The following is a 25,219-nucleotide window of genomic DNA, read 5'->3' on the forward strand; positions in this document are numbered from 1 at the left end:
TTATTTTTTGACTAAAACGTATTAAATAATACACAAAAAGACTTTCAAAGTTTGTTCCTTTCTAACTTTGAACCTCAAAAAACATTGATTATATTTGCCTCTTTGAAAAATTACTGTAAACACAATGAAAATATCTTACAACTGGTTAAAACAATTCATAAAAATAGACTGGAAATCCGATGAAACCGCTGCTTTGCTAACTGATTTAGGTCTCGAAGTAGAAATGGTCTACAACTACCAATCCGTAAAAGGAGGACTAGAAGGAATTGTTGTAGGTCAGGTTCTTACTTGCGTTCAACATCCTGATGGCGATAGATTAAAAGTGACAACAGTAGATTTGGGCGATGGAATTCCTATTCAAATCGTTTGTGGTGCACCCAATGTTGCCGTGGGTCAAAAAGTACCCGTTGCCACTATTGGAACCACTTTATATGACAAAGAAGGTATTGCTTTCCAAATTAAAAAAGGAAAAATTAGAGGTGAAGAAAGTCACGGAATGATCTGCGCTGAAGATGAATTAGGTCTAGGCGAAGGTCACGATGGAATTATGATATTAGATAATGCGATAAAAGCTGGAACTCCCGCTGCTATTGTTTTCAAAATAGAAAATGACGAAGTTTTCGAAATTGGACTCACTCCTAATCGTGCTGATGCGATGAGTCATTTGGGAACTGCTCGCGATTTAAGAGCAGGATTATCGCAAACTGGCGTTAATGTCAAATTCATTACACCATCGGTAAGCAATTTTAGAGTCGATAAAAGAATCCTGAAAATTGATGTCCGCGTCGAAAAGCCATTATTAGCTCCAAGATATTGTGGAGTTAGTATTTCTGGAATTACCATCAAACCTTCTCCAACTTGGTTACAAAACCGATTGAAAGCTATTGGAATCAATCCAAAAAATAACGTTGTCGATGTTACTAATTATGTTTTGCACGAATTAGGACAGCCACTTCACGCTTTTGATGCTTCGAAAATTAGTGGAAAAATAATCGTAAAAACTCTTCCTTCGGGAACCAAATTTACAACGCTAGATGATGTTGAAAGAAGCTTACACGAAGAAGACTTAATGATTTGCGACGAAATTGGGCCTTTGTGTATCGCTGGGGTTTTTGGCGGAAAAAGTTCAGGCGTTTCTGAAACGACTACTGCTATTTTCCTTGAAAGTGCTTATTTTAATCCTGTAAGTATTCGAAAAAGCGCCAAAAGACACCAATTAAATACGGATGCTTCTTTCCGTTTTGAAAGAGGAATTGATCCAACCATTACAGAATATGCATTAAAAAGAGCAGCTTTGTTGATTCAAGAAGTGGCAGGTGGCGAAATCACTTCAGATATTATTGACGTTTATCCAAAGAAGATTGCTGATTTTCCTGTCGTTTTGAATTTCAACAATGTGAAGAAAATTATCGGTCAGGAGCTGTCGAAGGAAATCATTAAAAACATTTTAGCATCATTAGAAATCAAAATAACTAGTGTTTCGGATGCTGGATTAGGATTAATTATTCCAGCTTATCGTGTCGATGTACAAAGAGAAATAGATGTTATCGAAGAAATCCTCAGAGTTTATGGATATAACAACATCAAATTTTCGGAAAAACTGAATGCCACTGTTTCCATTGCGCCAAGAACCGAAGATTATAAAGTTCAAAATATTATTGCCACTCAACTGAATTCGCAAGGGTTCAATGAAATGATGGCCAATTCATTGACAACAGCTTCTTACGTCCAATTGTCGGAAATGTTGAAAGAAGAACACAATGTAATCATGTTGAATCCTTTGAGCAATGATTTGGCAGCGATGCGTCAGTCATTGTTATTCTCCGGATTGGAAGCTTTATCATACAATATCAATCGTAGAAATTCAGATTTAAAATTCTTTGAATTCGGAAAAACCTATCATAAATTCGATTCCGGTTACGAAGAACGCAAACATTTAACGATGTTAATTACTGGAAATAGAAATCAAGAAAGTTGGACTAATGGACAAAAACCAACCGATTTCTTTTTATTCAAAGGCTATGTAAATGGGATTCTTTCGAGATTAGGAATTCAAAAAACACAAAATCTTCCAGTAACTTCTGATGTTTTTTCAGAAGGAATCGCAATTGGTTTTGGAAATGATATTTTGGTAGAATATGGTGTAGTAAAAAAATCAATATTGAAACATTTTGACATCAAACAAGAAGTTTTGTTCGCCGATTTCAATTGGGCTTTGATTTTAAAATCACTTTCCAATAAAATAAAATTCACGGAAATTCCAAAATATCCTGAAGTGCGCAGAGATTTATCTTTGCTGTTGGATGACAGCGTCTCTTTTGACGCCATTTATAATCTTGCAAGACAAACCGAGAAATCACTCCTAAAAGACGTTAATTTATTTGATGTGTACCAAGGTAAAAATCTTCCGGAAGGCAAGAAATCGTATGCGGTGAGTTTTACCATCCAAGACAATTCAAAAACCTTGACCGATGCTCAAATTGACAAAATTATGAGCAAGTTGCAAAAGAATTTTGAAACCGAATTGGGTGCTTGTTTGAGGTAATAATCTGTTATTAAAAATAAAAATCTCATTTAATAGAATGCCCCCAAAAAGTTAGCCACTATTTGGGGGCATTTTTATGCTACTAAAATCTATGTCTTTTTAGTTTTATTTTAAATTACCTCCAAGTCGTAATCAAAAATTATTTATATCTTTCCACCTAAAAATTTAATTCATGATAAAAAGCCTACTTTATACATTGTTAGTACTGATTTCCGTTTCTTGCTCGCAAATTATTGACAAGAAGGAGGTGATTAGGAATATAAGTAACGACAATCTCCAAATAAAACGGGTCGACTTAATTCAAGAATCTAATTATTTCAATGTCATTACTGACATAAATAATTCCGTTACTTCTTCTAAAGAGGCTTGGAAAAATGCACCTGAACTAAACAAACAAAACCGATCAATCATAATTGATGAAGTAAGTAAAAAGTATCTAAAAAAAATAAAAGAGGGTAAATATTTGAATGAGGATAAAGTAATTGCTTATCGCTTTACCAAAATAAAAAAGAACAAAAAGTTTATAGGATATGCTGTTATTCTGTTTCATGAGCAAAATCAACACACATTGTACTATGAAATAAATCCTGCTCCTTACGAATATTATCCTACTGGAGGAATAAAACAATTAATTAATAAAGGACTTGTAACTGAAATTAACAAAATCGAAGCAGAATATAATAAAAACCATTCCGCCTCATCAAATAATCAATAAGGCACTTACCTATTTGGATTTATCTCCTACAAAATAATCGTTTGAGTTTTTGAACAAAACATTGAAAGTGGTCAAACTACCATAAATTCTCGTGATGTATTGTTGCAAATCAATTTTCTCGGCTTCGTCAAGATTGCTCGCATTAATCTTCTGTTCCATCACCCTAATTCTATCGCGAACCATTGTTATTTTATGAAAAAAAGTATCAATAGGCACTTCTTTATTTTGCGTGTGGGTTCCTGGTTCTAAAATGATTTTGCCGCCTTTCCACTTATCGCCAATGGGAACTATTTGGGAAACATCGCTCCATTTTTGCAATAAATTCTTCAAGGATTTTTCGACATCATAAAAACTAACTGAATCCACTTCGCCTTCAACGGCTTCTATAATTTCAAAATCACTGTCTATTTCTATAGTTTCCAATCCGTTTTCTATAAAAGTAACCCAATACTGTTTTGAAGTTACATTGGTTACTACTCCAAGTCCCAATTCTGAGTGTTTTATGCGTGAGCCTATTCCTAAAATATTCATCTTATATTTTTTTTCAAATATAAAAAATTTATCTAATTCAAAGATTAGAATTAGTTTATATTGAAATCATAACTTGTTTAAAAAATAAATCAAATTTTATCTGCGTTTTCGCTCCCGAAACTTCGGGAAGCAAATCCGTTATATCCGCATACTATTTAGTCTCTATTTTAACATAAACTTCGAAGCTGTTGTACCGAAAGAATAAATCAAAATGGTAACTTTGCGTTTTGCCAAAATTTATGCTAGAAAACGATAACAACATTGAAGTATTGGGTGCGCGAGTACACAATCTTAAAAATATAGACGTTACAATTCCGAGAGAAAAACTGGTTGTAATTACAGGGCTTTCAGGTTCCGGAAAATCATCCTTGGCTTTCGATACGATTTATGCCGAAGGTCAACGCCGCTACGTGGAAACTTTTTCAGCTTATGCAAGACAATTCCTTGGCGGTTTGGAACGTCCCGATGTCGATAAAATTGATGGACTTTCACCCGTTATTGCCATCGAACAGAAAACCACCAGCAAAAGTCCACGCTCGACAGTTGGCACCATAACCGAGATTTATGATTTCCTTCGTTTGCTATATGCTCGTGCCGCTGATGCTTACAGTTACAACACGGGAGAAAAAATGGTTTCTTATGACGATGAGCAAATCAAGGAGTTGATTACCCAAGATTTTGCTGGAAAACGCATCAATATTCTCGCTCCAATTATTCGAGCTCGAAAAGGACATTATGCCGAATTATTCCAACAAATTGCCAAACAAGGCTTTTTAAAAGTTCGCATCAATGGAGATAGCAAGGACATCACCACAGGAATGAAATTGGATCGTTACAAAACCCACGACATCGAAATCGTGGTTGACAGAATGGTGATTGAAGATACCGAAGATAATGCCAAACGTTTGACCGAAAGCATCAAAACGGCAATGTATCACGGCGAAAATGTCTTAATGATTTTAGACCAAGACACAGATTTGATTCGATTTTTCAGTCGGAATTTAATGTGTCCCACAACGGGAATTTCCTATCAAAATCCGGAACCGAATTTGTTTTCCTTCAACTCACCAAAAGGCGCTTGCGACCATTGCAAAGGTTTGGGAACGGTAAACGAAATCAACATCAAAAAGATAATTCCCAATCCAAAATTGTCTATAAACAAAGGCGGTTTTGCTCCTTTGGGAGAATACAAAAGCAGTTGGATGTTCAAGCAATTGGAAATTATTGGCGAAAAATACAATTTCAAATTGACCGATGCTATTGAAACTATTTCCGAGGAAGCAATGGAAATGATTTTGAACGGTGGAAAAGAAAAATTCTCTGTCGAATCGAAAGTTTTGGGCGTGACCAAAGAATACAAAATTGAATTTGAAGGCATTTCACATTTTATCAAAAATCAACACGATGAAAGTGGTTCGACATCCATAAAACGTTGGGCTAAGGAATTTATGGACGAAGTTAAATGTCCGGTTTGCGAAGGGTCAAGATTGAAAAAAGAAGCCTTGTTTTTTAAAGTCAACGATAAGAATATCGCCGAATTATGTGATATGGATATTTCCGATGTAACGGCTTGGTTTCTGGATTTGAACAACCATTTATCAAATAAACAAAAGACGATTGCCACGGAAGTAATCAAGGAAATCAAGGATCGATTGGCGTTTTTAATGAATGTTGGTTTAGATTATTTAGCTTTAAGTCGAAGCTCGAAATCACTTTCTGGTGGCGAAGCACAACGCATTCGATTGGCGACCCAAATTGGCTCGCAATTGGTTGGCGTTTTGTATATATTAGATGAGCCGAGCATTGGTTTGCACCAAAGAGACAATGATAAATTGATTCATTCCTTGGAACAATTGCGAGATATTGGAAATTCTGTAATTGTTGTTGAACACGATAAAGATATGATTGAACGTGCCGATTATGTTATAGATATTGGTCCAAAAGCAGGAAAATATGGTGGCGAAATTATCAGTATTGGAACGCCTGCCGAAACTCTAAAATCGGATACGATTACAGCCCAATATTTGAACGGAAAAATGAAATTTCAAATTCCTGCGACTCGCCGAGAAGGCAACGGTAATTTCCTGAAACTGACGGGCGCAACTGGAAACAATTTGAAAAATGTATCCATAGAATTGCCTTTGGGCAAAATGATTTGCGTAACCGGTGTTTCAGGAAGCGGGAAATCGACATTAATCAATGAAACCCTCTACCCTATTTTGAACGCTTATTATTTTAATGGTGTCAAAAAACCAAAACCCTACAAAAAAATAGAAGGTTTGGAACATATCGACAAAGTAATTGATATTGACCAAAGTCCGATTGGAAGAACACCACGTTCGAATCCTGCGACTTATACTGAAGTTTTCACTGAAATTAGAAACCTTTTTACAATGACTTCCGAAAGTATGATTCGTGGTTATAAAGCGGGGCGTTTTAGTTTTAATGTCAAAGGTGGACGTTGTGAAACCTGTGAAGGTTCTGGTGTTCGAACGATTGAAATGAACTTTTTGCCCGATGTGTATGTAGAATGCGAAACCTGCCAAGGAAAACGTTTCAACAGAGAAACTTTGGAAATTCGATACAAAGGAAAATCCATTTCAGATGTGTTGAATATGACTATTGATGAAGCTGTTCCGTTTTTTGAAAACATTCCTAAAATTTATCGAAAAGTCAAAACTTTACAAGATGTTGGTTTGGGTTATATTACTTTAGGACAACAAAGCACAACGCTTTCTGGTGGTGAAGCGCAACGTATTAAACTAGCAGGAGAATTGGCTAAAAAAGATACCGGAAATACGTTTTATATTCTAGACGAACCTACAACGGGACTGCATTTCGAAGATATTCGGGTGTTGATGGAAGTGATTAACAAGCTGGTTGATAAAGGCAACACCATTTTGATTATCGAACACAATATGGACGTAATCAAACTAGCTGACTATATCATCGACATTGGGCCAGAAGGTGGAAAACGTGGCGGAGAGGTTGTTGCCAAAGGAACTCCCGAAGAAGTTGCTAAAAATAAAAAAAGCTACACAGCGCAGTTTTTGAAAAAAGAGTTACTGTAACTCCCCTCCCTTGGAGGGGTGCCCGTAGGGCGGGGTGGTTTTTTTGCGTTTCCATTATTTTTCTGTAATTTCACTTAAAAACCACCCCGCTTTTCAGGCACCCCTCCAAGGGAGGGGAATAAAAACCAATTGTATGGACAACACCAAAGAAATAACTGCAATTGTTAATGGGCACCCCATTTACAGAAACTTCATCGAAAACTTACCCTACAATATAAAGCTAAAATCCAGAGCTCGGGCATTACGCAAAGCTGGTGTATTATCCGAAGTTATTTTTTGGTTGCAAGTCCACAAAGGAATATTTTGGAAGATTGACTTTGACAGACAAAGAATCATAGGCAATTATATCGTGGATTTTTATGTAAAAACCTTGGGATTAGTCATCGAAATTGATGGTTCAAGCCATAATGACAAAGAAGAATACGATCAAAAAAGAGAAGATTATTTGATTTCGCTGGGATTAAGAGTATATAGAGTCTCCGATTTAAGGGTAAAACACGATTTGAATAATGTGATGCTCGAGTTGGAGCAGTATATTGTTAAGGAATTTGGGTGAAATAAAAACCAGCCCACCCTACTGGCGCAAACAAAAAACCACCCCGCCCGCCTTAGCGGGCACCCCTCCAAAGGAGGGGAAGTTGGGGCTGAATTCCCCTCCGTTGGAGGGGTGCCCAGAGGGCGGGGTGGAAAAGGCAGGATTGAAAAAACTGGGTGACAAAAATTAAGTGTTGGCGGCACTTTGGGGTTGTTGTGGAATTAGTTCTCTCGATAGCAATCAGGGCGGGCTGTTGAACAGGAGTTTCATTATTCGTGCTGCACACGCGCAACTAAACTGTAGCTATTGTTTGAAGCCATATTTATCGAATTACTTTTTATTTAATAATCTACGTGAAATTCATTTATTTGATTTTCTTGAAATGGTATTTCTAACGTAAATCCAGATGTCACGATAGATTTTTTTGCTTTTATCCAATAAATTTTATGTGTATCTGCATTTTCAGGTACATTATAATATACTATTGAATTTACATTTACTCCACCCCAAGATGCTTCTTCAGAACCTCCAATTATTCCTCCCCCAGGAAGAATTTCCTCTGGGTATTTAGTATTTTCAGCACCAAAGTTTTCAATTTTAGTTCTAAAACTTTGTTTGTTTCCTGAAAAAAAATCAATGTTTATGCCATCATTTGAATCAAAAGGATTAGCATTCTTTACAAAAATTTTAAACTTTAAAAATTTATTTACTTTTAAGATTATGTTATCCCTTGGATTAAAACTTTTTAGCTCGAAAGTTGAATAGTTATCGTCTTGAGATTTAAAAACTTCTACAAACATTCGATCAACACGCTTTGCACTGATGCTAAAGTTTCCGTTTGAATCAGTTGTTACTAATCTATTTTCAATTATAGTTGTGTATGATCCATATGGGCCAGAACCGTGAGCCTGACCAATAGTTAAAGAGACCGTTTGATTTGCAATTCCTTCTCCATTTACTTCTCTTTCAACTTTTCCATAAATCGTTATGTAATTATCATCGTTTGTACAACTTAATAAAAAAAATGCTAAGCCTAATATTAAAATTACTTTTTTCATCTCTATCTTTTTTTAGTTTCTGTTGCTCAATGGTTTCACAAAACTTGCAAATAACTCTAACACTATCTGACTTATCAACCTCAAATTGTGCTGCATTGTCTGACAAACATCAGTATCCATTTCTTCCTCAAATATATTAATTTTTTCTTACCAACCATCAACCTTAATTTATAATCTCCACTGCTTTTAAACTTACTAATTGTTAGGCTATATATCATACAAAAAAAAATCCCGAAACTAGTCGGGATTATTTCAATTAAGCGCTTGGCGGTACATCGGGTGTTGGTACTTCTTCGTTTTTCTTTCTTTTTTCGAGCACAAGCTTGTATTGCTTGATCAAAGCATTGATTTGGTTGATGAGTTTCGTATAGCCTACATTGCTTTCGTCCAGCGTAGCGTTGGCTTCTATGTGCTGGCGGAGTTTGTAATACACTTGATTGGTTTCTTCTCGTTTTGCCGCCAAGGTTTCTTTGGTCACTTCGCTATACTGTACGGTGCGCTCTAAATATTTAGCCCCAAAAAGGCTGTTGGCGGTTTTCAACTCGTTTTTCCAAGCGGTCAATCCTAGGGTGGTTATGGCGGCTACTAACTCGGGTTTTTGTTCCAAATCATTGGCAATACTGCTCAGAATATTGGTTTCTGACTGCAAATTTTGGCGTGCAATAGCAGCCCCATACAATTTGAAATTAGCACTTAGTCGGATGCCGGCCTGGCTCATCGCAGGCTCAAAATGGTACTGATACCCATCGGCTATGACTACTAAGCCCGAAATCGCGCGGTCTCTTCTGTCGTCTAAGGCTATTAGTTCTTGGGTTAGCTCGGAGGCAGCTTGCTTTTTGTAAAGCCCATCCAATTCGTTGTTTTTTAGCACCAATGCGTCATATTGGGGCTTAATTTTTAATGCTTGCGGGTCGTTTTGCAAGGTTAAAGTGGCGACATCTTTGTTCAATTGAAGATGTTCATCATTTCGTAATAGTTGTAAATCAATAGAATCTATCATACCTTTTGTGTTTAAAGTGAATACTGATTTTATAGTGATACTAATGTATAAAACTGATTTTAAAATAGATAAGGGCAGAGCAAAATAGTTATTAACAAATTTAAAAATTGTTTAAGCCAACTTCCAATAGAGCTGTTACGACGGGAAGTCTGATTTTTTCAGGAACGCTCCGTGCGCCCCTGCAGGAAGCTATCCTGAGCCTCAAGAGGGGTTCGTGCACCCCTGCATGGCGGTTTCCTGAACCTCAGGAACATCATGAACATCGCTGCACGAAGGTCGCTTGAACTTCAAGATACGGTCGTGCAGGGGTGCACAAAGTTTTCCTGACTATTTTGATATAAATACAGAATTTACAGCAACTAAAAATCCAAATCAGGAGCTTCGCCATTCAGTACCCGACCTTTGATCAAGCGCTCGGTCCAGTGAGTTCGAAAACCGCGATAAAAATTATCATTTTTGCTCGTTATAAATCCCATTTTTTTATTGAACAAATATTGCTCATAAGCTATGGGCAAATTTTCGGCTATTTTTCTGCACTTGTAGTGATTATATGCAATGGCAATTGCTTCTCTAAAATCATGATGTGCCTGTATCGGGATGGGTTCTTTGGTTTCCAACATTTTGCTAAAAAGTTCTTCATAATGTTCATTTTGTCCTTCTTCATCGTTATAAAAACAATTTTCATCGTAATATTTGTACTTTAATTGCACGGTTCTATCCTCGAATGTTTTTACAAAAAATTCAATCTTCTCTTTAGGATGGGTCGAAAGATAGGGTCTAACGTCACGATCGGGATTGTTGAGTACCATTGCTTCATTTTCGGTAATTTTATCTAAATGCTCCTTACTCTTGAAATAGATTTCGCTATAAAAATCTTCTTTCGCCCCCCGGATGTCTGGCAGTAGCAGCAGGCTACTATTGCCGGTTCTGGTGTTGTGGTATTCGTACCATTCGGGCATATTCATAAAGTCGCTGCTATCATGATAGGCTTTCTTGATTTCTTCATAGTTTTGAAAGTCGTCTCCAACGGAATAGGAAGAAATCTCAATATCGGTCTTGGTTAAGTAGTCGCTATACATGGCCACTTCGTTGCTAGTAAGGGGTTCTATAAAAGGACACGCCCAAATATCGTGCTCCCAAATTGTAAAATCAAAACAAATTTCAACGCCTTCTAACTGGATCTGCTCTGCCCTCCAAAGGCATTGCGCATCGAATAGTTTTTTTTGCAAAATAACGGACAAATGTTCGTGGGCTTGTTCAATCCATTGAGATGCTTCGCTCGCGGCTTTCTCTTTATAAAAGTCGCCATAACGCATCCAAATAGATTTTATACCTATATAATAATCGATATAACTTTTTACAGAACTTTTGTTGAAAGACTTAAAGTAGTTTTGCATGGCCTCGTTTTGTTCTATTTCCTTAAGCCAGTGGATTTTTAGTTCTTTTTCATCTAACGCTTGATTTATTTTTTCCTGCGCATATTTGTCATATTCATTTTGGTCGTCTGAATTTTCCATAACTAAAATTTTTGATTAGTAAAAAATGTATGTAAATATAATATTGCTTTGGTAAAATAAGAAATAGTACAGTGAAGCTTTTTCAACAAGAACGTTTCTTAAGAGTTTTCCACGAAGACAGCTAAGCTCGGAAACTAAAAATATAAATCGGGTGCTTCGCCGTTCATTTCTCTGGCTTTTTTGAGACGCTCTACTATGTATGTTCGTAACCCAAGATAATAATTATCCTTGCTACTCATTAAAAAGCCCATTTTTTTATTGAACATATAGTGCTCTACAGCTTGGGGCAGGTATTCGACTATCTTTTCTCGTTTAAAACCGTCTAATGTTTTCTCTAGTGCTTCTCTGAAATCAGAATTTGCGGCTATTGCAATAGGCTCCTCCTCATCGAGCAGCTCTTTTAGTATGTTAATGTAACGCTCGTTTTTTTGGTTCTCTGGCGCATCAGGTGAATATTCTTGGTAGTTTTTGTATTTTGATTGTATAGCTTTATTCTCGAATGTTTTTACAAAATAAAGCGTACCGTCGTCGTCATAACAACCAAGATAAGGTCTAGAATCGTAGTCAGGATCATTTTCTCTTTCTTCCGTAATTTTGGCTCTGGCATCAAGCTGTTCTTGGCTATTATAATACATACTATTATAGAATTTTTCTTTGTCTCCTCGAATGTCTTCCAAAAGCATCAAGCTAAAATTCCCGGTTCGCAAGTTGTGGAATTCATACCAATCGGGCATCATGATACCGTCGTTGATCTTATAATATTCTTTCTTGAAATTAGTATAATCTTGCCAATTTTGTTCTTCATAATAATACCGAAGATCGGAGTCGGTCCTCATCAAAAAATCGCTATACAATGCAACATCTTCGGGGGTAATGGGTTCTAAAAATGGACAATCTAAGATATCTTTGCCCCATATTTGAAAATCATAGCAAATTTCAACGCCTTCTAATGCAATCTGCTCTGCCCGCCAAAGGCATTGCAAATCGAATAATTTCTTTTGCAAAATTATTTGCAAATGTTCGTGAGCTCGATATATTAAATGCTCATTGGATTTCTCATTTCTTTGTTTATAATAATCGCCATAACGAACCCATCTATATTTGTTTCTAACATAATCATCGAGAAAACTTTGAACCGATTTTTTACTATAGGCTTTAAAGTATTCTTGGGCGTCCTGGTTCATTTCAATTTCTGCTCGCCAGTCCGCTTGTAGTTTTTGTTGGTCCAGACGTTCTATCGGTTCCCCATGATTCAGTTTGTCTAATTCTGATTCATTTTCTTTGTTTTCCATAACTAAAATTTTAAATTAGTAAAAAGTGTATGTAAATATAATAAGGCTTTGGCAAAACAAGAAAAATTATTGCATCGCTTTTTGAAAAAAGAAGTACCTTAGAACCCTGTTAGTGTTTTCAGCACTAACAGAGATTAATAATAAAAATACAAAAATGAGATTAGAGGATTTTGACAATGACGAGGACAAAATAATCCAAGATAAACTGAAACAAAAAACTTGGAACGAGATTCGATCCAATGACAGTTGGGCTATTTTTAAAATTATGGCCGAGTTCGTAAGCGGCTACGAAAATATGGCAAGAATTGGTCCTTGCGTTAGTATTTTTGGTTCGGCACGAAAAAAACCCGAGGATAAATATTATATATTGGCTGAGAAAATTGCTCACAAAATAAGCAAATCCGGCTATGGCGTCATCACTGGCGGTGGTCCTGGAATTATGGAAGCAGGCAATAAAGGCGCACATCTTGGTGGGGGAATTTCGGTAGGATTGAATATCGATTTGCCATTTGAACAGCACTTTAATCCGTATATTGACCACGATAAAAATCTAAATTTTGATTATTTCTTTGTTAGAAAAGTAATGTTCGTCAAATATTCGCAAGGATTTGTAGTAATGCCGGGAGGTTTTGGTACACTCGATGAAATGTTTGAAGCAATGACATTAATCCAAACCAAGAAAATTGGAAAATTCCCGATAATACTAGTGGGAACTGAATTTTGGTCAGGATTAATCGAATGGATAAAAACCGTTATGGTCGAAAGAGAAAAAACAGTAAATGCCGTGGATTTGGATTATTTTAAAATTGTAGATACCGAAGACGAGGTAGTTGATGTGCTGAATAAGTTTTACAAAAAATACGATTTGTCTCCAAATTTCTAATCGAATTTCCATTTTCTATTGTAATTAAAACTGAATGTTGAAATCAATTTTTAAAAACATCCTTTACCTATTTGTTTTATTAACTTCGGTAAATCAATATGCTCAGCACCATTGCCAAATGGATGTTGAAGTAAATATGGATAAGAAAACCTTGACTGTACAACAGAAAATCGAGTTTTTTAATCAGTCTGACGATACGTTAACGAGGATTGTTTTAAATGATTGGAATAATGCCTATTCCACTAAAACGACGCCATTGGCAAAACGATTTTCGGACGAATTCTATAGAGGTTTTCATTTGGCAGCGGAAAAAGAACGAGGAAGCACGACAAATTTAAACATTTCGGTGGCTGATACTACAAAGCTTTCTTGGGAGAGAACCGAAAAAAATCCTGATTTTGTTATCGTCAAATTAGACAAAAAATTACCACCTAACCAGAAAATAGTTTTGCAGCTTACCTATACTGTAAAGGTTCCACATGATAAATTTACCCATTATGGCTATTCTGAACATGGCGGAATGTACCTTAAAAACTGGTTTCTTACTCCTGCTCGATTTGAAAATCATTCTTTTGCTGAATACAGTAATTTAAATTTAGATGATGTTGCAAATGCAATTTCTGATTTTGATATCGTACTGAAAATTCCCAGCCTGTCCGGCAGGCAGGCAAAGAGTTTCGAGTTAACAACTGATTTGAATGAGGAAAAAACCAATCCGATTGAAAATTGTATTGTTTACAAACTGAACGGAATCAACCGAACCGACTTTAGTGTTTTTATAGAACCTAAAACAAGTTTTAGCAGTTTCAAAAATAGCTCGATAGAAGTTTTAACAAATTTAAAAGGGTACAAAGCAGACGAGATTCAAAAAGCAATTGCGATAGATAGAGTAGTGAATTTTACCACCAATTTAGTTGGAAAACCCCTTTACGAAAAAGTTGTCGTTTCACAAGCTGATTACGACCGAAATCCTTTTTATGGATTGAATCAGATGCCTAGTTTTTTAGTTCCATTTTCGGATGAATTCCTTTTTGAAATTAAATTCTTAAAAACGTATTTGAACAATTATCTAAAAAATAATTTGAAGTTAGACCCAAGAAAAGACAACTGGATTTATGATGGAATTCAGGTTTATACGATGATGCAATATATGAAGGAAAATTATCCTGATTGCAAAATGACGGGACGGATTTCCAAATTTAAACTCTTCAGAGGCTTTCATTTATTAAACCTAGATTTCAACGAGCAGTTTAACTATTTTTATTTGCTGATGGCCAGGAAAAATCTGGATCAACCACTGGGCGCGCCGAAAAATACTTTGATAAAATTTAATGAGCAAATCGCTAGTAAATATAGAGCAGGCTTGAGTTTAATCTATCTTGACGATTATGTTGGAAACGGTTCTGTATCGAGTAGTATTCAGCAATTTAATGCCTTAAATACCAAACGAATTTGCGGGGCAAATGATTTTGAAAAAATTATAAAAGCGAGTACTACTAAAGATATCGATTGGTTTTTTAAAACCATTATTAATTCAAGAGATATTATTGATTACAAATTTTCGAATGTGACAAAAACCAACGATAGCGTTTCATTTTCATTGAAAAATAAGACCAATATTGCAGTACCCATTCCGATTTACGGAATAAAAAATGATACTATTGTCTTTAAAAAATGGATAGAACCCCAATTAAATGATAGCATTTATACCTTGGCAAGAAAGCAGGCTACTACCATTGTTATCAATTATAAAAATGAAGTTCCCGAGTTCAATTTGAGAAATAACTGGAAAAAATTAGAAGGGTTTTTTCCCAATAGTCGACCTTTTAAATTTGCTTTTGTCAAGGATTTAGAAGACCCTTATTACAATCAAATTATTTATGCCCCCATATTGACCTATAATTTGTATGACGGGCTTTCGCCGGGAATGCGTTTCCACAACAGAGCTATTCTGAATCGACCTTTTGTGTACGACATCAATCCTACTTATGCAACGAAATCGAATATGATAAGCGGTTCTGCCATTTTTATACTGAATAAGGATTATCGAGACAGTAATTTTTTCAGCATGAGATATTCTATTAGTGGTAATTATTTTCATTATGCGCCTGATGCAACTTACCTAAAAATTAACCCAATGGTTCTGATGCAATTTCGGGAGGATAATTACAGAGACAATAGAAAACAACTACTGCTTTTTCGTCAAGTAATTATAAATCGAGAAAAAAGCGAAGTAGTTATAGATAATTCTCTACAAGATTATTCGGTTTTTGATGTGAAATATATCAACACAAGAACGGAATTGACCAATCATATCAGCTTTGTAGGAGACGTTCAGTTTTCGGGCAAATTTGGTAAAATGTCTACTGAAATGCAGTATCGAAAACTTTTTGAAGACAATCGACAACTCAATCTTCGGATGTATGCCGGAGCTTTTACCTACAACAACAGCTATTCCAATTTTTATAGTTTTGCATTAGACCGTCCAACGGATTACCTTTTTGATTATGCGTATTTGGGGAGATCATCACAAACTGGACTAGTAAGTCAAGAATTTATTTTGGCAGAAGGTGGTTTTAAATCGAAGTTGACGCCTTCTTATGCCAATCGATGGATCACAACATTAAATGGAAGCTACTCGATTTGGAATTGGATCGAAGCCTATGGTGACATTGGACTTGTAAAAAATAAGAATCAAAAAGAACAATTGCTTTTTGATAGTGGTATTCGCTTGAATCTTTTGACCGATTATTTTGAATTATTTTTCCCCATTTACTCCAGTAAAGGTTGGGAAATTTCGGAACCCAATTACAACGAAAAAGTGCGATTTGTCGTTACACTAAATCCTGATAAATTTATCCAACTTTTTACCAGAAAATGGTTTTAAAGGAATAAAAACACTTAAAAACATTCGGCGAAAATTGTATTATTATCAATGATATTTCATTAAAAATATACATTTTACAAGAAAAGTGACTAATTTCAAATTTTATTAGAAAAAATTTAATTCTATTTCTTACAATGAATGATGAAAATAATTAGTTTTTAAGTAAATTTGCAGCTTAGTAATACTTCTTGCATTATGATAAAAGAAAAAACCACTACCACACTTACTTTTGACGACTTTAAAACTGAAGTTTTAAAAGACTACAAAATTGCTATCACTAGTAGAGAATGTAGCCTTTTGGGACGTAAAGAAGTTTTGACTGGCAAAGCAAAGTTTGGCATTTTTGGTGACGGAAAAGAAGTTCCACAGCTTGCCATGGCAAAGTTTTTTAAAGACGGTGATTTTCGTTCAGGATACTATCGCGATCAAACTTTTATGATGGCTATTGGCGAGTTGACACCGCAACAATTCTTTGCAGGACTTTATGGTCATACGGATATTTCTCAGGAGCCAATGTCGGCAGGAAGGCAAATGGGTGGCCATTTCGGTACACACAGCATCAATGAAGATGGTAGTTGGAAAGACTTGACAAAACAAAAAAATTCGAGTGCTGATATTTCTCCAACAGCTTCGCAAATGCCAAGAATGTTGGGACTTGCTCAGGCATCAAATATCTATAGAAGCATTCCAGAACTAGCTCATAAATCCAATTTTTCGATAGGTGGAAATGAGATATCTTGGGGAACCATTGGTAATGCAAGCACATCTGAAGGTTTGTTTTTCGAAACGATTAATGCCGCTGGAGTTTTGCAAGTGCCCCTTATTTTAAGTGTTTGGGATGACGAATACGGAATTTCTGTTCACGCAAAATATCAAACCACAAAAGAAAGCATCTCCGAGATTTTAAAAGGATACCAAAGAGATGAAGACCAAAATGGTTTCGAAATATTGAAAGTACAAGGCTGGGATTATCCAAGTGTAATCGAAACTTATGAAAAAGCAGCCGATTTAGCTCGCGAATATCATGTTCCAGTTTTGATTCACGTAACTCAACTTACACAACCACAAGGCCACTCAAGTTCAGGTTCTCACGAAAGATATAAAGATGCGAACAGATTGCAATGGGAAAGAGATTTTGATTGTATTCGACAAATGAAATTGTGGATGATTGCCATCAATATTGCTTCTTCAGAAGAAATCGAAGAAATTGATCTCATTACAAAAAAAGAAGTATTAGAAGCCAAAAAATTAGCTTGGACTGCCTTTCTGACTCCAATAATTGAAGAGCAAAAAAGTCTTGTTCAATTGTTAGAAAAAATTGCACCTACCAGCAAAAACAGTGATAAAATTACGAAGCTAAAAACCAATTTAAGCAATATAAAATCTCCTTTGAAAAAGGAAATTCTCAGTACAGCTCGAAAGGTTTTAAGATTGGTAATAAATGAAAATAGCCAACCCGAAGTAGCAACTTGGATAACCAATTACTTCGATTTAAATCAGCCCAAATTCAGCAAGAATTTATTTTCAGAATCTAATTTGAATGTGTTTTCAGTAAAAGAAGTTTTACCCCAGTACGAAGACAATGCCAAAGAAGATACGGATGGCCGGATGATTTTGCGTGATAATTTTAATGTTCTATTCACAAAACATCCCGAAGTTTTAATTTTTGGCGAAGATGCCGGAAGCATTGGCGATGTAAATCAAGGATTGGTTGGATTGCAAGAAAAATTTGGAGAAATTCGTGTTGCCGATGTTGGCATTAGAGAAGCGTCTATTATTGGACAAGGAATTGGAATGGCATTACGAGGCCTACGTCCGATTGCCGAAATTCAATATTTAGATTATTTACTCTACGGCGTTCAGATTTTGAGTGACGACTTAGCCACTTTACAATATCGAACGCTTGGTAAACAAAAAGCGCCGCTTATTATCAGAACTCGTGGTCATCGATTAGAAGGCATTTGGCATTCAGGTTCGCCGATGGGAATGCTCATCAATGCACTTAGAGGTATTCATATTTTGGTTCCCAGAAATATGACCAAAGCAGCTGGTTTTTATAATACTTTGCTAGAATGTGACGAGCCAGCACTTGTGGTTGAATGCCTTAATGGCTACCGATTAAAAGAAAAAATGCCCTTGAATTATGGTGAATTCAAAACACCAATTGGAGTGGTTGAAACCATAAAAGAAGGCGCTGATATTACCTTAGTTTCGTATGGTTCCACTTTGAGATTGGTAGAAGCTGCCGCAAAAGAACTACTGGAAATTGGTATCGATTGCGAAATAATTGATATTCAATCCTTGCTTCCTTTTGACGTCAATCACGATATTGTTAAAAGTATAGCCAAAACAAATCGTTTGCTAATCATCGACGAAGACGTTCCTGGAGGAGCATCAGCATACATTTTGCAACACATTATCGAAGATCAAGACGGTTACAACCATTTGGATAGCAAGCCACAAACCTTGACAGCCAAAGCACATAGACCTGCTTACGGCACTGATGGAGATTATTTTTCGAAACCCTCTATTGAAGATATTTTCGAAAAAGTATATGGGATGATGAACGAAGTTAACCCTTCCAAATTTCCAGTTCTATATTAGAAAATAATTTTTGAACCATTTAAGGCAATTAAGGTCATCTAAGACAAACCTAATTAAAGCAAAATGCCAATTCTGATTTTAGGATTGGCATTTTTATTTTTAATCTCTTATAAGTCTAATTCCTCGAACCCCTGCTTCAGTTTATTGCCACAGATTCACAGATTAAAAGGTTTTTGAAAATCTGTGAATCTGTGGCAAAAAAAAAGTCCTACGCTTTAGCGTGGAACTCCCTATATTCAAACAATTAAAAGATTATTTTAAATTCATCTTTCATACCAAATTTCTGAATTTCTTGAAGTATGGTAAACTCCTTTTACTACAATACAATTTGTGTTTTCTTGAATTTCAAAATGAACGCCAAAGGGAAATCGCTTGATAAATGCTATTCTTGTATTTTTATACTTAATTTCAAAAAGCAAAGGATTTTTCAAAATTTTGTTAAACTCTTGTTTTAAAGAAGTTACAAACTCTTTCCCAAGTCCTTTAACTCTTGAATTATGAAAGCCGTTAGTTTCTTTTATATCCTCATAAACTAAAGGCAAATAAATGATCTCATATTTCATTACAAAACATCCAATTTTTTGATAAAATCCTCATTCAATATAGCAATTTCAGGATTTTGCAAATATTCATTGTAACGACGTTCTGATTCTTCTTGTTGCCATTGCGGAATATCATCTTCTGGATTTGAAGGCAAAATAATAACTTCTACTCTTTTTGCAGTAAAATCTTTTGGAAGCACAACGCTAAACGTATTATTTTCAACATCAATAATTTGTTTTATAGCTTTCATAATTTTTGAATTTAAACAAAAGTACAAAAAAACAATATAGAATTAATAACCCCAAAAACTAAAGATAGAACTGTCAAAATAAAATCCGTTAAAATCTGTGCAATCTGTGGCAAAAAAAAGTCCCACGCTTTAGCGTGGGACTTTCTATAATCAAACAATTAAAAGATTATTTCTTTTTCTCGTTTTTTTCCATTTTGGCTTTCAAACCAGCAAGAATATCATTGTTATCTCCAAGAGTTGCAGCTGGTGCATTGGTATTAGAAGCAACCGCTTCTTGAACCGCTTTCACTGCTTTTTCTTCTTCTTCACGGAAAATAGCCGTGTGAGATGCTACTACTCTTTTGAATTCTTTGTTGAATTCGATTACTTTGAAGTCAGCAGTATCGCCTTTTTTCAATTTCTTACCGTCTTCTTTTTCAAGGTGACGAGTTGGAATGAAAGCAACGATATCATCACCAAATTCTACAGTAGCTCCTTTGTCAACAATTTCAGAGATTTCACCTGAGTGGATCGTTCCCACTGCGAATGAATCTTCGTATTGATCCCAAGGATTAGCAGTAGTTTGTTTGTGACCTAAAGATAATTTACGTCCATCAACATCTAATTCTAATACCACTACATCCAATTTTTCACCAACATTTACAAATTCAGATGGGTGTTTGATTTTCTTAGTCCAAGAAAGGTCTGAGATATAAATCAATCCGTCGATACCTTCTTCTAATTCTACGAAAATTCCAAAGTTTGTAAAGTTTCTTACGATACCTACATGTTTAGAACCTACAGGATATTTAGCAGTGATATCAGTCCAAGGATCTTGAGACAATTGTTTGATACCCAAAGACATTTTACGATCATCTCTATCTAAAGTTAAGATTTGAGCTTCAACTACATCACCTACTTTTACGAAATCTTGAGCAGAACGTAAATGAGTTGACCATGACATTTCAGAAACGTGGATCAAACCTTCAACACCTTCAGCCACTTCGATGAAAGCACCGTAATCAGCGATAACTACTACTTTACCTTTCACTTTATCACCAATTTTAAGATCAGCGTTCAAAGCATCCCAAGGGTGAGCGTTCAATTGTTTCAATCCTAATTGGATTCTTGTTTTCTCATCATCAAAATCAAGGATAACCACGTTAAGAACTTGGTCTAACTCAAGAACTTCAGATGGATGGTTAATTCTTGACCAAGAAAGGTCAGTAATGTGGATCAATCCATCAACACCACCAAGGTCAATAAACACACCGTAAGAAGTAATGTTTTTAACAACACCTTCTAATACTTGTCCTTTTTGTAATTTTCCGATGATTTCTTTTTTCTGTACTTCAATATCCGCTTCGATAAGCGCTTTGTGAGATACAACAACATTTTTGAATTCGTGGTTGATTTTTACCACTTTGAATTCCATATTTTTATTTACATATACATCGTAGTCTCTAATTGGTTTAACATCAATTTGAGAACCAGGAAGGAAAGCTTCAATTCCGAAAACGTCCACGATCATACCACCTTTAGTTCTGCATTTCACAAAACCAGTAACGATTTCTCCTGTTTCGTTAGCCGAAATAACTCTATCCCACGATTTGATAGTACGTGCTTTTCTGTGCGATAATACTAGTTGACCTGTTTTATCCTCACGAATGTCAATCAATACTTCTACTTTGTCACCTACTTTAAGTGCTGGATTGTAACGGAATTCGTTCAATGAAATAACACCTTCCGATTTTGCGTTGATATCAACGATAACGTCTCTATCAGTAATTCTAACAACGATACCTTCTACTACTTCTTCTTGATCTGTCGCGATAAAAGTTTTTGAAACTAGGTCTTCGAATTCTAATAAGTTTTTCTCATCTACGGCATCAATACCTTCTTCAAAGTTGTGCCAGTTAAAATTTGCTAAAAACTCTTCTTGTAATTGTGCTTGTTCAGACATGCTGATTAAAAATTTGTATTCTGCATTTTCTCGAGTTTCATAACGTGCTAGAAAACAACAGAAGTTGTTTGTATAATTAGTTTTCACCCAAAGGAAACTCTTATTCACCAAAAGGTGTGCAAAAGTAATTCTTTTATTTTGAACTGCAAAATAATTCTCCAGAGATAATCTCTTGATTTTTAGGAGCAAAACTTTTTGGGGTTTTTATGGGCTCTGCTCCCGCTTTTCGCTATATCTTTTACCAAGCTGCCAGCCTCTTGAAGGCTGGAAGCTTTGTAAAAGGATCCCTGCACTCGGGGCTATTTATGACTTTTTGGGTTTTTACAGCTTTAACAATTTATACCGTTTTCAAGAAGATAATTAAGAATAACTCATACAAGCTGCAAATTAAATAATTAGCTGAAAATAAAAAATAAGCTTTTTAATATTTTGTAAGAAATAAAACCTATATTTGAAAATAAATAAACACTGATTTTTTTGCCAAAGCGACCCAATTTAAGGTTAATAAGTCTGATTTTTTTGCATCTATAAACGAGTTACCTGCAAGTGTAAAAAACGAAACTTGACAAAATTCACTTGCAAAATCTAATTAAAAAATAAAATGGAAACATTAAAAATATACAAATGTTTTATTTCTTCACCTGGTGACTGCGAAAAGGAAAGAGAAATTTGCGAAGCGATAATAAATAAAATAAATATCGGTGCTTTAGCGACTCATCTTAAAATAAATTTCAAACCATTTATGTGGGAATATGATGTTCTTCCAAATATCGGTAGAAATGGACAAGAAATTATTGATGAATATATTATAAAATCAAATTATGATATATTTATAGGAATTATGAAAAACCGATTTGGTCATGCTACAAAAAAAGCAGGAAGTGGAACTGAACATGAATTTAATGATGCCTTAGAGCGCAAAACGAAATCAGAAAATTCAATTCCAAGAATTATGTTTTATTTTGGTAAAGATGAAGTTGATATAGACAATCCTAAAATTAATGAAATTTTAGAACAGCGTCAAAAGGTTATTACTTTTAAAAATAGTATCAGTAATAATGGGTTATACATTGACTTTAATTCTTTTGAACAGTTTGAAGAAAAATTGGAAGCTAAACTAAATATGTTTATATCCGAACTTTCACCAATTACTAATCCAAATGAGAAAATTAAAGAAGTTGATATTATACTTAAAAAATTAGAAGATGAATTAAATCAATCACTCAAATCATACAATGAAATAAGTCCACTTTGGATTGAGCCAATTATTAGTACCAAGCGAGAAATACCAACTAATCCAACAAAGAACGAGGAAAATAGAGTTGAGCTATTTTCTTTAATTGAAAATCCAACAGATATTATAATTAAAGCACCCTCAGAATTTGGTCTAACATCTTTAGCTCATTATTTAAAGTTAAATGCTTGGAAAGCAGGAAAGACATTTGTTTATATCGATTCTAAAACAACAAAAAAGCACAAAATAGTAAAAGATATACACAATGTAGCAAAAAATTGCTTTTTAAAAGATAGCGAAAATATTGACTGCATAATTGTAGATTCCGTTTGTTTTGAAGAAAATGGAATAATGCAAATGATAAAAAATGTTTGTGATGAATATAAAAGTATTCCAATAATTTTACTTAACACTCTCGATAACAATTTCTTTCTAAAGTCAGATGACGATGATAAAGTTGAAATAAGAAGAACTTTCAATTCATTATATTTACTACCATTACCACAAGCAGAAGTAAGAAAAGTTGTTTCGTCATACGCTAAAGCAAAATCATTTATTGAAGATTGTGAAAACACATTATCTAAGGTAACAAAAGATTTGGAGACTTTAAATATGCATCGTACAGTTAAAAATTGTATTTCAATATTAAGGGCAAGTTCAAAAATGGTTGATGATTATAGTCCGATAAACAGAACAAAATTATTAGAAACTATTCTAAATGGAGTTTTTCAAGACTATGAATTACCTACTTATCATGACAAAAAGCCTGATGTAAAAGATTGTAGCTTCGTATTGGGATATTTATGTGAGTTGCTAATTTTGAGAACTGATTTTGAATTCAGCGACCAATATTTTAAAGAAGAGTTAATTAAATTCTGTGATGATAATTTTATTAATCTTGATTTAAACTATCTATTAAATGCACTAAAAGATAATTCAATAATTGGTAGTACAAGTTCAAATCTAAATTATTTTAAAAACTCGTACTGGGTATTTTATTTTATTGCTCAAAGAATGAACATGAATCTAAAATTCCGTGAAAAAATATATACAGAAAAAAAATACATAGATTATCCAGAAATAATTGAGTTTTATACTGGAATTGATAGAAATAAAGAAGATGCTTTAATTTTACTAAATAAAGATCTAAAAGAAACTTTACAAATCGTTAGAGCAAAAGTACAAATACCAAATGATTTAAATCCTTTTAAAGCAATTCAATGGATTCCAGATATTCAAACTTTAGAAAAAGAAGAAGAAAAAATTGGTTCTAATGTTATTTCTTCTGGTTTACCAGACGAAGTTAAAGACAAGTATGCTGATAAACATTATAATCAAACCAAACCATATAATCAAGTTTTCAATACTGTACTGAGAGACTACTCAGTTTTAGTCTTAATGCGTCAAATTTCAGCAACTTCAAGAGCACTTAGAAATAGTGATTTTGTTACTGATTTTCAGCTGAAAAAAGAATTAATAAATCAAATAACACAAGGCTGGAATGAGATTAACAAAATATTAATTGTATTAGCACCATTTTTGGCTGATAATGGTAATGTTGCATTTGAAGGAGCACAATTTAATTTAAATGAAGATGATTTTAGAATTGATGATCCAGTCCAAAAAAGATTAGCAGTATTATTAGCAATACCAACAAATATTGTAAAAATTTTTAAAGATGACATTTATTCAATTAAAATTGGTCCGCTTATAATAGATAAGGCTTTAAATGAAACAAATAGTTTGCTAAAACATGAGCTTATGTTACTAATTATTGCTGAAAGACCAAAAAAATGGCGAGAAATTGTTGATAATTATATTGTTAGTTTAGATAAAAACTCCTATTTCCTTTCAGATACTTTATCAGTTTTGAATTTTAATATTGAATATAAAGCAACTGAAATTGAAGATATACAATCTTTAAAAATGCTCTCAAAAAAATGTAGAGCTAAACATATTTTGAAAAATAATAACCCAAATATTGGTTTAATAAATCGTCTTGATAAATTGGAAAGAGGTTCTAAATATTAAATTAAAACCCGCTATACGAAGTCTCCCGACCCAGCTGTACAAAGTCTCCCGACTTCGTACCCTCAACAAAATGCCACAACAACCAGCATAAATACTAAGAAATGCAAGATTTAAAACCAAACGAACAGCGGTCTCAAAATGCAATTCTCCTAATTTGGATCGCTTTGGCACTGAATTGTATTTCATTAATTTCCAGTTATTTTCAATACGATTTACTGCAAACAGCCGCAAATGGAGGCGAAATTTCGACAGAAACTATAACTGCAAATGACGATCGCGAACAAGCCATTGGCATCATTCAAATTATTGTTTTTATTATATCCGCTATTACTTTTATTCAATGGTTCCGACGGGCTTATTTTAATCTTCATTTGAGAGTGAATCACTTATCGCATTCCGAAGGTTGGGCTGCAGGCTGTTGGTTTGTACCCATTGTAAACCTATTTAGTCATTCCTTAAAAATGAATTAACAATTTGATTGTTAATAACTTGTGATTAAATTCAGTTGAAAACAGTACTTTTAAATCGCCAAAAAGTGTATATTTCGGTATAAAAAAGTGGCAATATGTTAGGCAAAATAA

Annotated in this window: 17 protein-coding genes; 9 read left to right on the forward strand and 8 right to left on the reverse strand. The window is 34.5% G+C overall.

Translation table 11 applies throughout. From position 1 onward, the window contains the following. Window positions 1-124: 124 nt before the first annotated feature. Window positions 125-2,545, forward strand: a complete 2,421-nt coding sequence (gene pheT / locus RMO83_RS03330; protein WP_310558257.1) for a phenylalanine--tRNA ligase subunit beta — start codon at window positions 125-127, stop codon at window positions 2,543-2,545. Window positions 2,546-2,717: 172 nt separating this feature from the next. Continuing rightward, on the forward strand, window positions 2,718-3,260 hold the full coding sequence (locus tag RMO83_RS03335) for a hypothetical protein (RefSeq protein ID WP_310558258.1): 543 nt from the start codon (window positions 2,718-2,720) through the stop codon (window positions 3,258-3,260). Window positions 3,261-3,269: 9 nt separating this feature from the next. On the opposite strand, the gene RMO83_RS03340 is transcribed toward RMO83_RS03335, so the two are convergent. After that, window positions 3,270-3,791, reverse strand: a complete 522-nt coding sequence (locus RMO83_RS03340) for a hypothetical protein (protein ID WP_310558259.1) — start codon at window positions 3,789-3,791, stop codon at window positions 3,270-3,272. Window positions 3,792-4,030: 239 nt separating this feature from the next. Between RMO83_RS03340 and uvrA the strand changes: the two genes are divergently transcribed. Continuing rightward, window positions 4,031-6,862 carry an excinuclease ABC subunit UvrA gene (uvrA, locus tag RMO83_RS03345; RefSeq protein ID WP_310558260.1) on the forward strand — a complete coding sequence of 944 codons (2,832 nt, stop codon included), beginning with the start codon at window positions 4,031-4,033 and terminating at the stop codon, window positions 6,860-6,862. Between the two features lie 133 nt (window positions 6,863-6,995). After that, on the forward strand, window positions 6,996-7,418 hold the full coding sequence (locus RMO83_RS03350; protein ID WP_310558261.1) for a DUF559 domain-containing protein: 423 nt from the start codon (window positions 6,996-6,998) through the stop codon (window positions 7,416-7,418). A 320-nt stretch (window positions 7,419-7,738) separates the two neighbouring features. Here the strand turns inward: RMO83_RS03350 and RMO83_RS03355 are convergent, their stop codons facing one another. The 4 genes from RMO83_RS03355 to RMO83_RS03370 form a co-directional block, all read right to left on the reverse strand. Then, window positions 7,739-8,455: a hypothetical protein gene (locus tag RMO83_RS03355; protein WP_310558262.1), complete on the reverse strand. Its 717-nt coding sequence runs from the start codon at window positions 8,453-8,455 to the stop codon at window positions 7,739-7,741. 256 nt (window positions 8,456-8,711) lie between these two features. Beyond that, entirely contained in the window at window positions 8,712-9,455 is a 744-nt protein-coding gene (locus RMO83_RS03360; protein ID WP_310558263.1) for a DUF6261 family protein, read from the reverse strand. A gap of 359 nt (window positions 9,456-9,814) precedes the next feature. Beyond that, a complete protein-coding gene (locus tag RMO83_RS03365; RefSeq protein ID WP_310558264.1) occupies window positions 9,815-10,972 on the reverse strand; it encodes a hypothetical protein in 1,158 nt (385 codons plus the stop codon). A gap of 134 nt (window positions 10,973-11,106) precedes the next feature. Further along, window positions 11,107-12,264: a hypothetical protein gene (locus RMO83_RS03370; RefSeq protein ID WP_310558265.1), complete on the reverse strand. Its 1,158-nt coding sequence runs from the start codon at window positions 12,262-12,264 to the stop codon at window positions 11,107-11,109. Window positions 12,265-12,418: 154 nt separating this feature from the next. Between RMO83_RS03370 and RMO83_RS03375 the strand changes: the two genes are divergently transcribed. The 3 genes from RMO83_RS03375 (at window position 12,419) to RMO83_RS03385 (ending at window position 18,638) form a co-directional block, all read left to right on the forward strand. After that, entirely contained in the window at window positions 12,419-13,147 is a 729-nt protein-coding gene (locus tag RMO83_RS03375) for a TIGR00730 family Rossman fold protein (RefSeq protein ID WP_310558266.1), read from the forward strand. 34 nt (window positions 13,148-13,181) lie between these two features. Further along, window positions 13,182-16,034 (forward strand): aminopeptidase, encoded by a 2,853-nt coding sequence (locus RMO83_RS03380; protein ID WP_310558267.1) that lies wholly within the window; start codon window positions 13,182-13,184, stop codon window positions 16,032-16,034. Between the two features lie 195 nt (window positions 16,035-16,229). Next, window positions 16,230-18,638: a thiamine pyrophosphate-dependent enzyme gene (locus tag RMO83_RS03385; protein WP_310558268.1), complete on the forward strand. Its 2,409-nt coding sequence runs from the start codon at window positions 16,230-16,232 to the stop codon at window positions 18,636-18,638. Between the two features lie 263 nt (window positions 18,639-18,901). On the opposite strand, the gene RMO83_RS03390 is transcribed toward RMO83_RS03385, so the two are convergent. The 3 genes from RMO83_RS03390 to rpsA form a co-directional block, all read right to left on the reverse strand. Then, window positions 18,902-19,201 carry a hypothetical protein gene (locus RMO83_RS03390; RefSeq protein ID WP_310558269.1) on the reverse strand — a complete coding sequence of 100 codons (300 nt, stop codon included), beginning with the start codon at window positions 19,199-19,201 and terminating at the stop codon, window positions 18,902-18,904. Next, complete coding sequence (locus RMO83_RS03395) at window positions 19,201-19,431, reverse strand: addiction module protein (RefSeq protein ID WP_310558270.1); 231 nt, start codon at window positions 19,429-19,431, stop codon at window positions 19,201-19,203. Before RMO83_RS03395 ends, RMO83_RS03390 begins: the two co-directional genes overlap by 1 nt. Window positions 19,432-19,597: 166 nt before the next feature. Then, the gene (gene rpsA, locus RMO83_RS03400; RefSeq protein WP_310558271.1) at window positions 19,598-21,373 is read right to left on the reverse strand and encodes a 30S ribosomal protein S1; all 1,776 of its coding nucleotides are present in this window, start codon (window positions 21,371-21,373) and stop codon (window positions 19,598-19,600) included. Window positions 21,374-21,974: 601 nt separating this feature from the next. Between rpsA and RMO83_RS03405 the strand changes: the two genes are divergently transcribed. Together RMO83_RS03405 and RMO83_RS03410 are read left to right on the forward strand one after the other, a co-directional pair. Then, complete coding sequence (locus RMO83_RS03405) at window positions 21,975-24,638, forward strand: DUF4062 domain-containing protein (RefSeq protein WP_310558272.1); 2,664 nt, start codon at window positions 21,975-21,977, stop codon at window positions 24,636-24,638. Window positions 24,639-24,739: 101 nt separating this feature from the next. Further along, window positions 24,740-25,108 carry a DUF4328 domain-containing protein gene (locus RMO83_RS03410; protein ID WP_310558273.1) on the forward strand — a complete coding sequence of 123 codons (369 nt, stop codon included), beginning with the start codon at window positions 24,740-24,742 and terminating at the stop codon, window positions 25,106-25,108. Window positions 25,109-25,219 lie beyond the last annotated feature (111 nt).

The sequence above is a fragment of the Flavobacterium sp. genome (genome assembly GCF_031423415.1).
Taxonomy (GTDB): Bacteria; Bacteroidota; Bacteroidia; order Flavobacteriales; family Flavobacteriaceae; genus Flavobacterium.

Excerpts from the sequence above, each read along its gene's own strand:
- pheT (WP_310558257.1), top strand. The coding sequence starts at position 125 with ATGAAAATATCTTACAACTGGTTAAAACAATTCATAAAAATAGACTGG.
- RMO83_RS03335 (WP_310558258.1), top strand. The coding sequence starts at position 2,718 with ATGATAAAAAGCCTACTTTATACATTGTTAGTACTGATTTCCGTTTCT.
- RMO83_RS03340 (WP_310558259.1), bottom strand. The coding sequence starts at position 3,791 with ATGAATATTTTAGGAATAGGCTCACGCATAAAACACTCAGAATTGGGA.
- uvrA (WP_310558260.1), top strand. The coding sequence starts at position 4,031 with ATGCTAGAAAACGATAACAACATTGAAGTATTGGGTGCGCGAGTACAC.
- RMO83_RS03350 (WP_310558261.1), top strand. The coding sequence starts at position 6,996 with ATGGACAACACCAAAGAAATAACTGCAATTGTTAATGGGCACCCCATT.
- RMO83_RS03355 (WP_310558262.1), bottom strand. The coding sequence starts at position 8,455 with ATGAAAAAAGTAATTTTAATATTAGGCTTAGCATTTTTTTTATTAAGT.
- RMO83_RS03360 (WP_310558263.1), bottom strand. The coding sequence starts at position 9,455 with ATGATAGATTCTATTGATTTACAACTATTACGAAATGATGAACATCTT.
- RMO83_RS03365 (WP_310558264.1), bottom strand. The coding sequence starts at position 10,972 with ATGGAAAATTCAGACGACCAAAATGAATATGACAAATATGCGCAGGAA.
- RMO83_RS03370 (WP_310558265.1), bottom strand. The coding sequence starts at position 12,264 with ATGGAAAACAAAGAAAATGAATCAGAATTAGACAAACTGAATCATGGG.
- RMO83_RS03375 (WP_310558266.1), top strand. The coding sequence starts at position 12,419 with ATGAGATTAGAGGATTTTGACAATGACGAGGACAAAATAATCCAAGAT.
- RMO83_RS03380 (WP_310558267.1), top strand. The coding sequence starts at position 13,182 with ATGTTGAAATCAATTTTTAAAAACATCCTTTACCTATTTGTTTTATTA.
- RMO83_RS03385 (WP_310558268.1), top strand. The coding sequence starts at position 16,230 with ATGATAAAAGAAAAAACCACTACCACACTTACTTTTGACGACTTTAAA.
- RMO83_RS03390 (WP_310558269.1), bottom strand. The coding sequence starts at position 19,201 with ATGAAATATGAGATCATTTATTTGCCTTTAGTTTATGAGGATATAAAA.
- RMO83_RS03395 (WP_310558270.1), bottom strand. The coding sequence starts at position 19,431 with ATGAAAGCTATAAAACAAATTATTGATGTTGAAAATAATACGTTTAGC.
- rpsA (WP_310558271.1), bottom strand. The coding sequence starts at position 21,373 with ATGTCTGAACAAGCACAATTACAAGAAGAGTTTTTAGCAAATTTTAAC.
- RMO83_RS03405 (WP_310558272.1), top strand. The coding sequence starts at position 21,975 with ATGGAAACATTAAAAATATACAAATGTTTTATTTCTTCACCTGGTGAC.
- RMO83_RS03410 (WP_310558273.1), top strand. The coding sequence starts at position 24,740 with ATGCAAGATTTAAAACCAAACGAACAGCGGTCTCAAAATGCAATTCTC.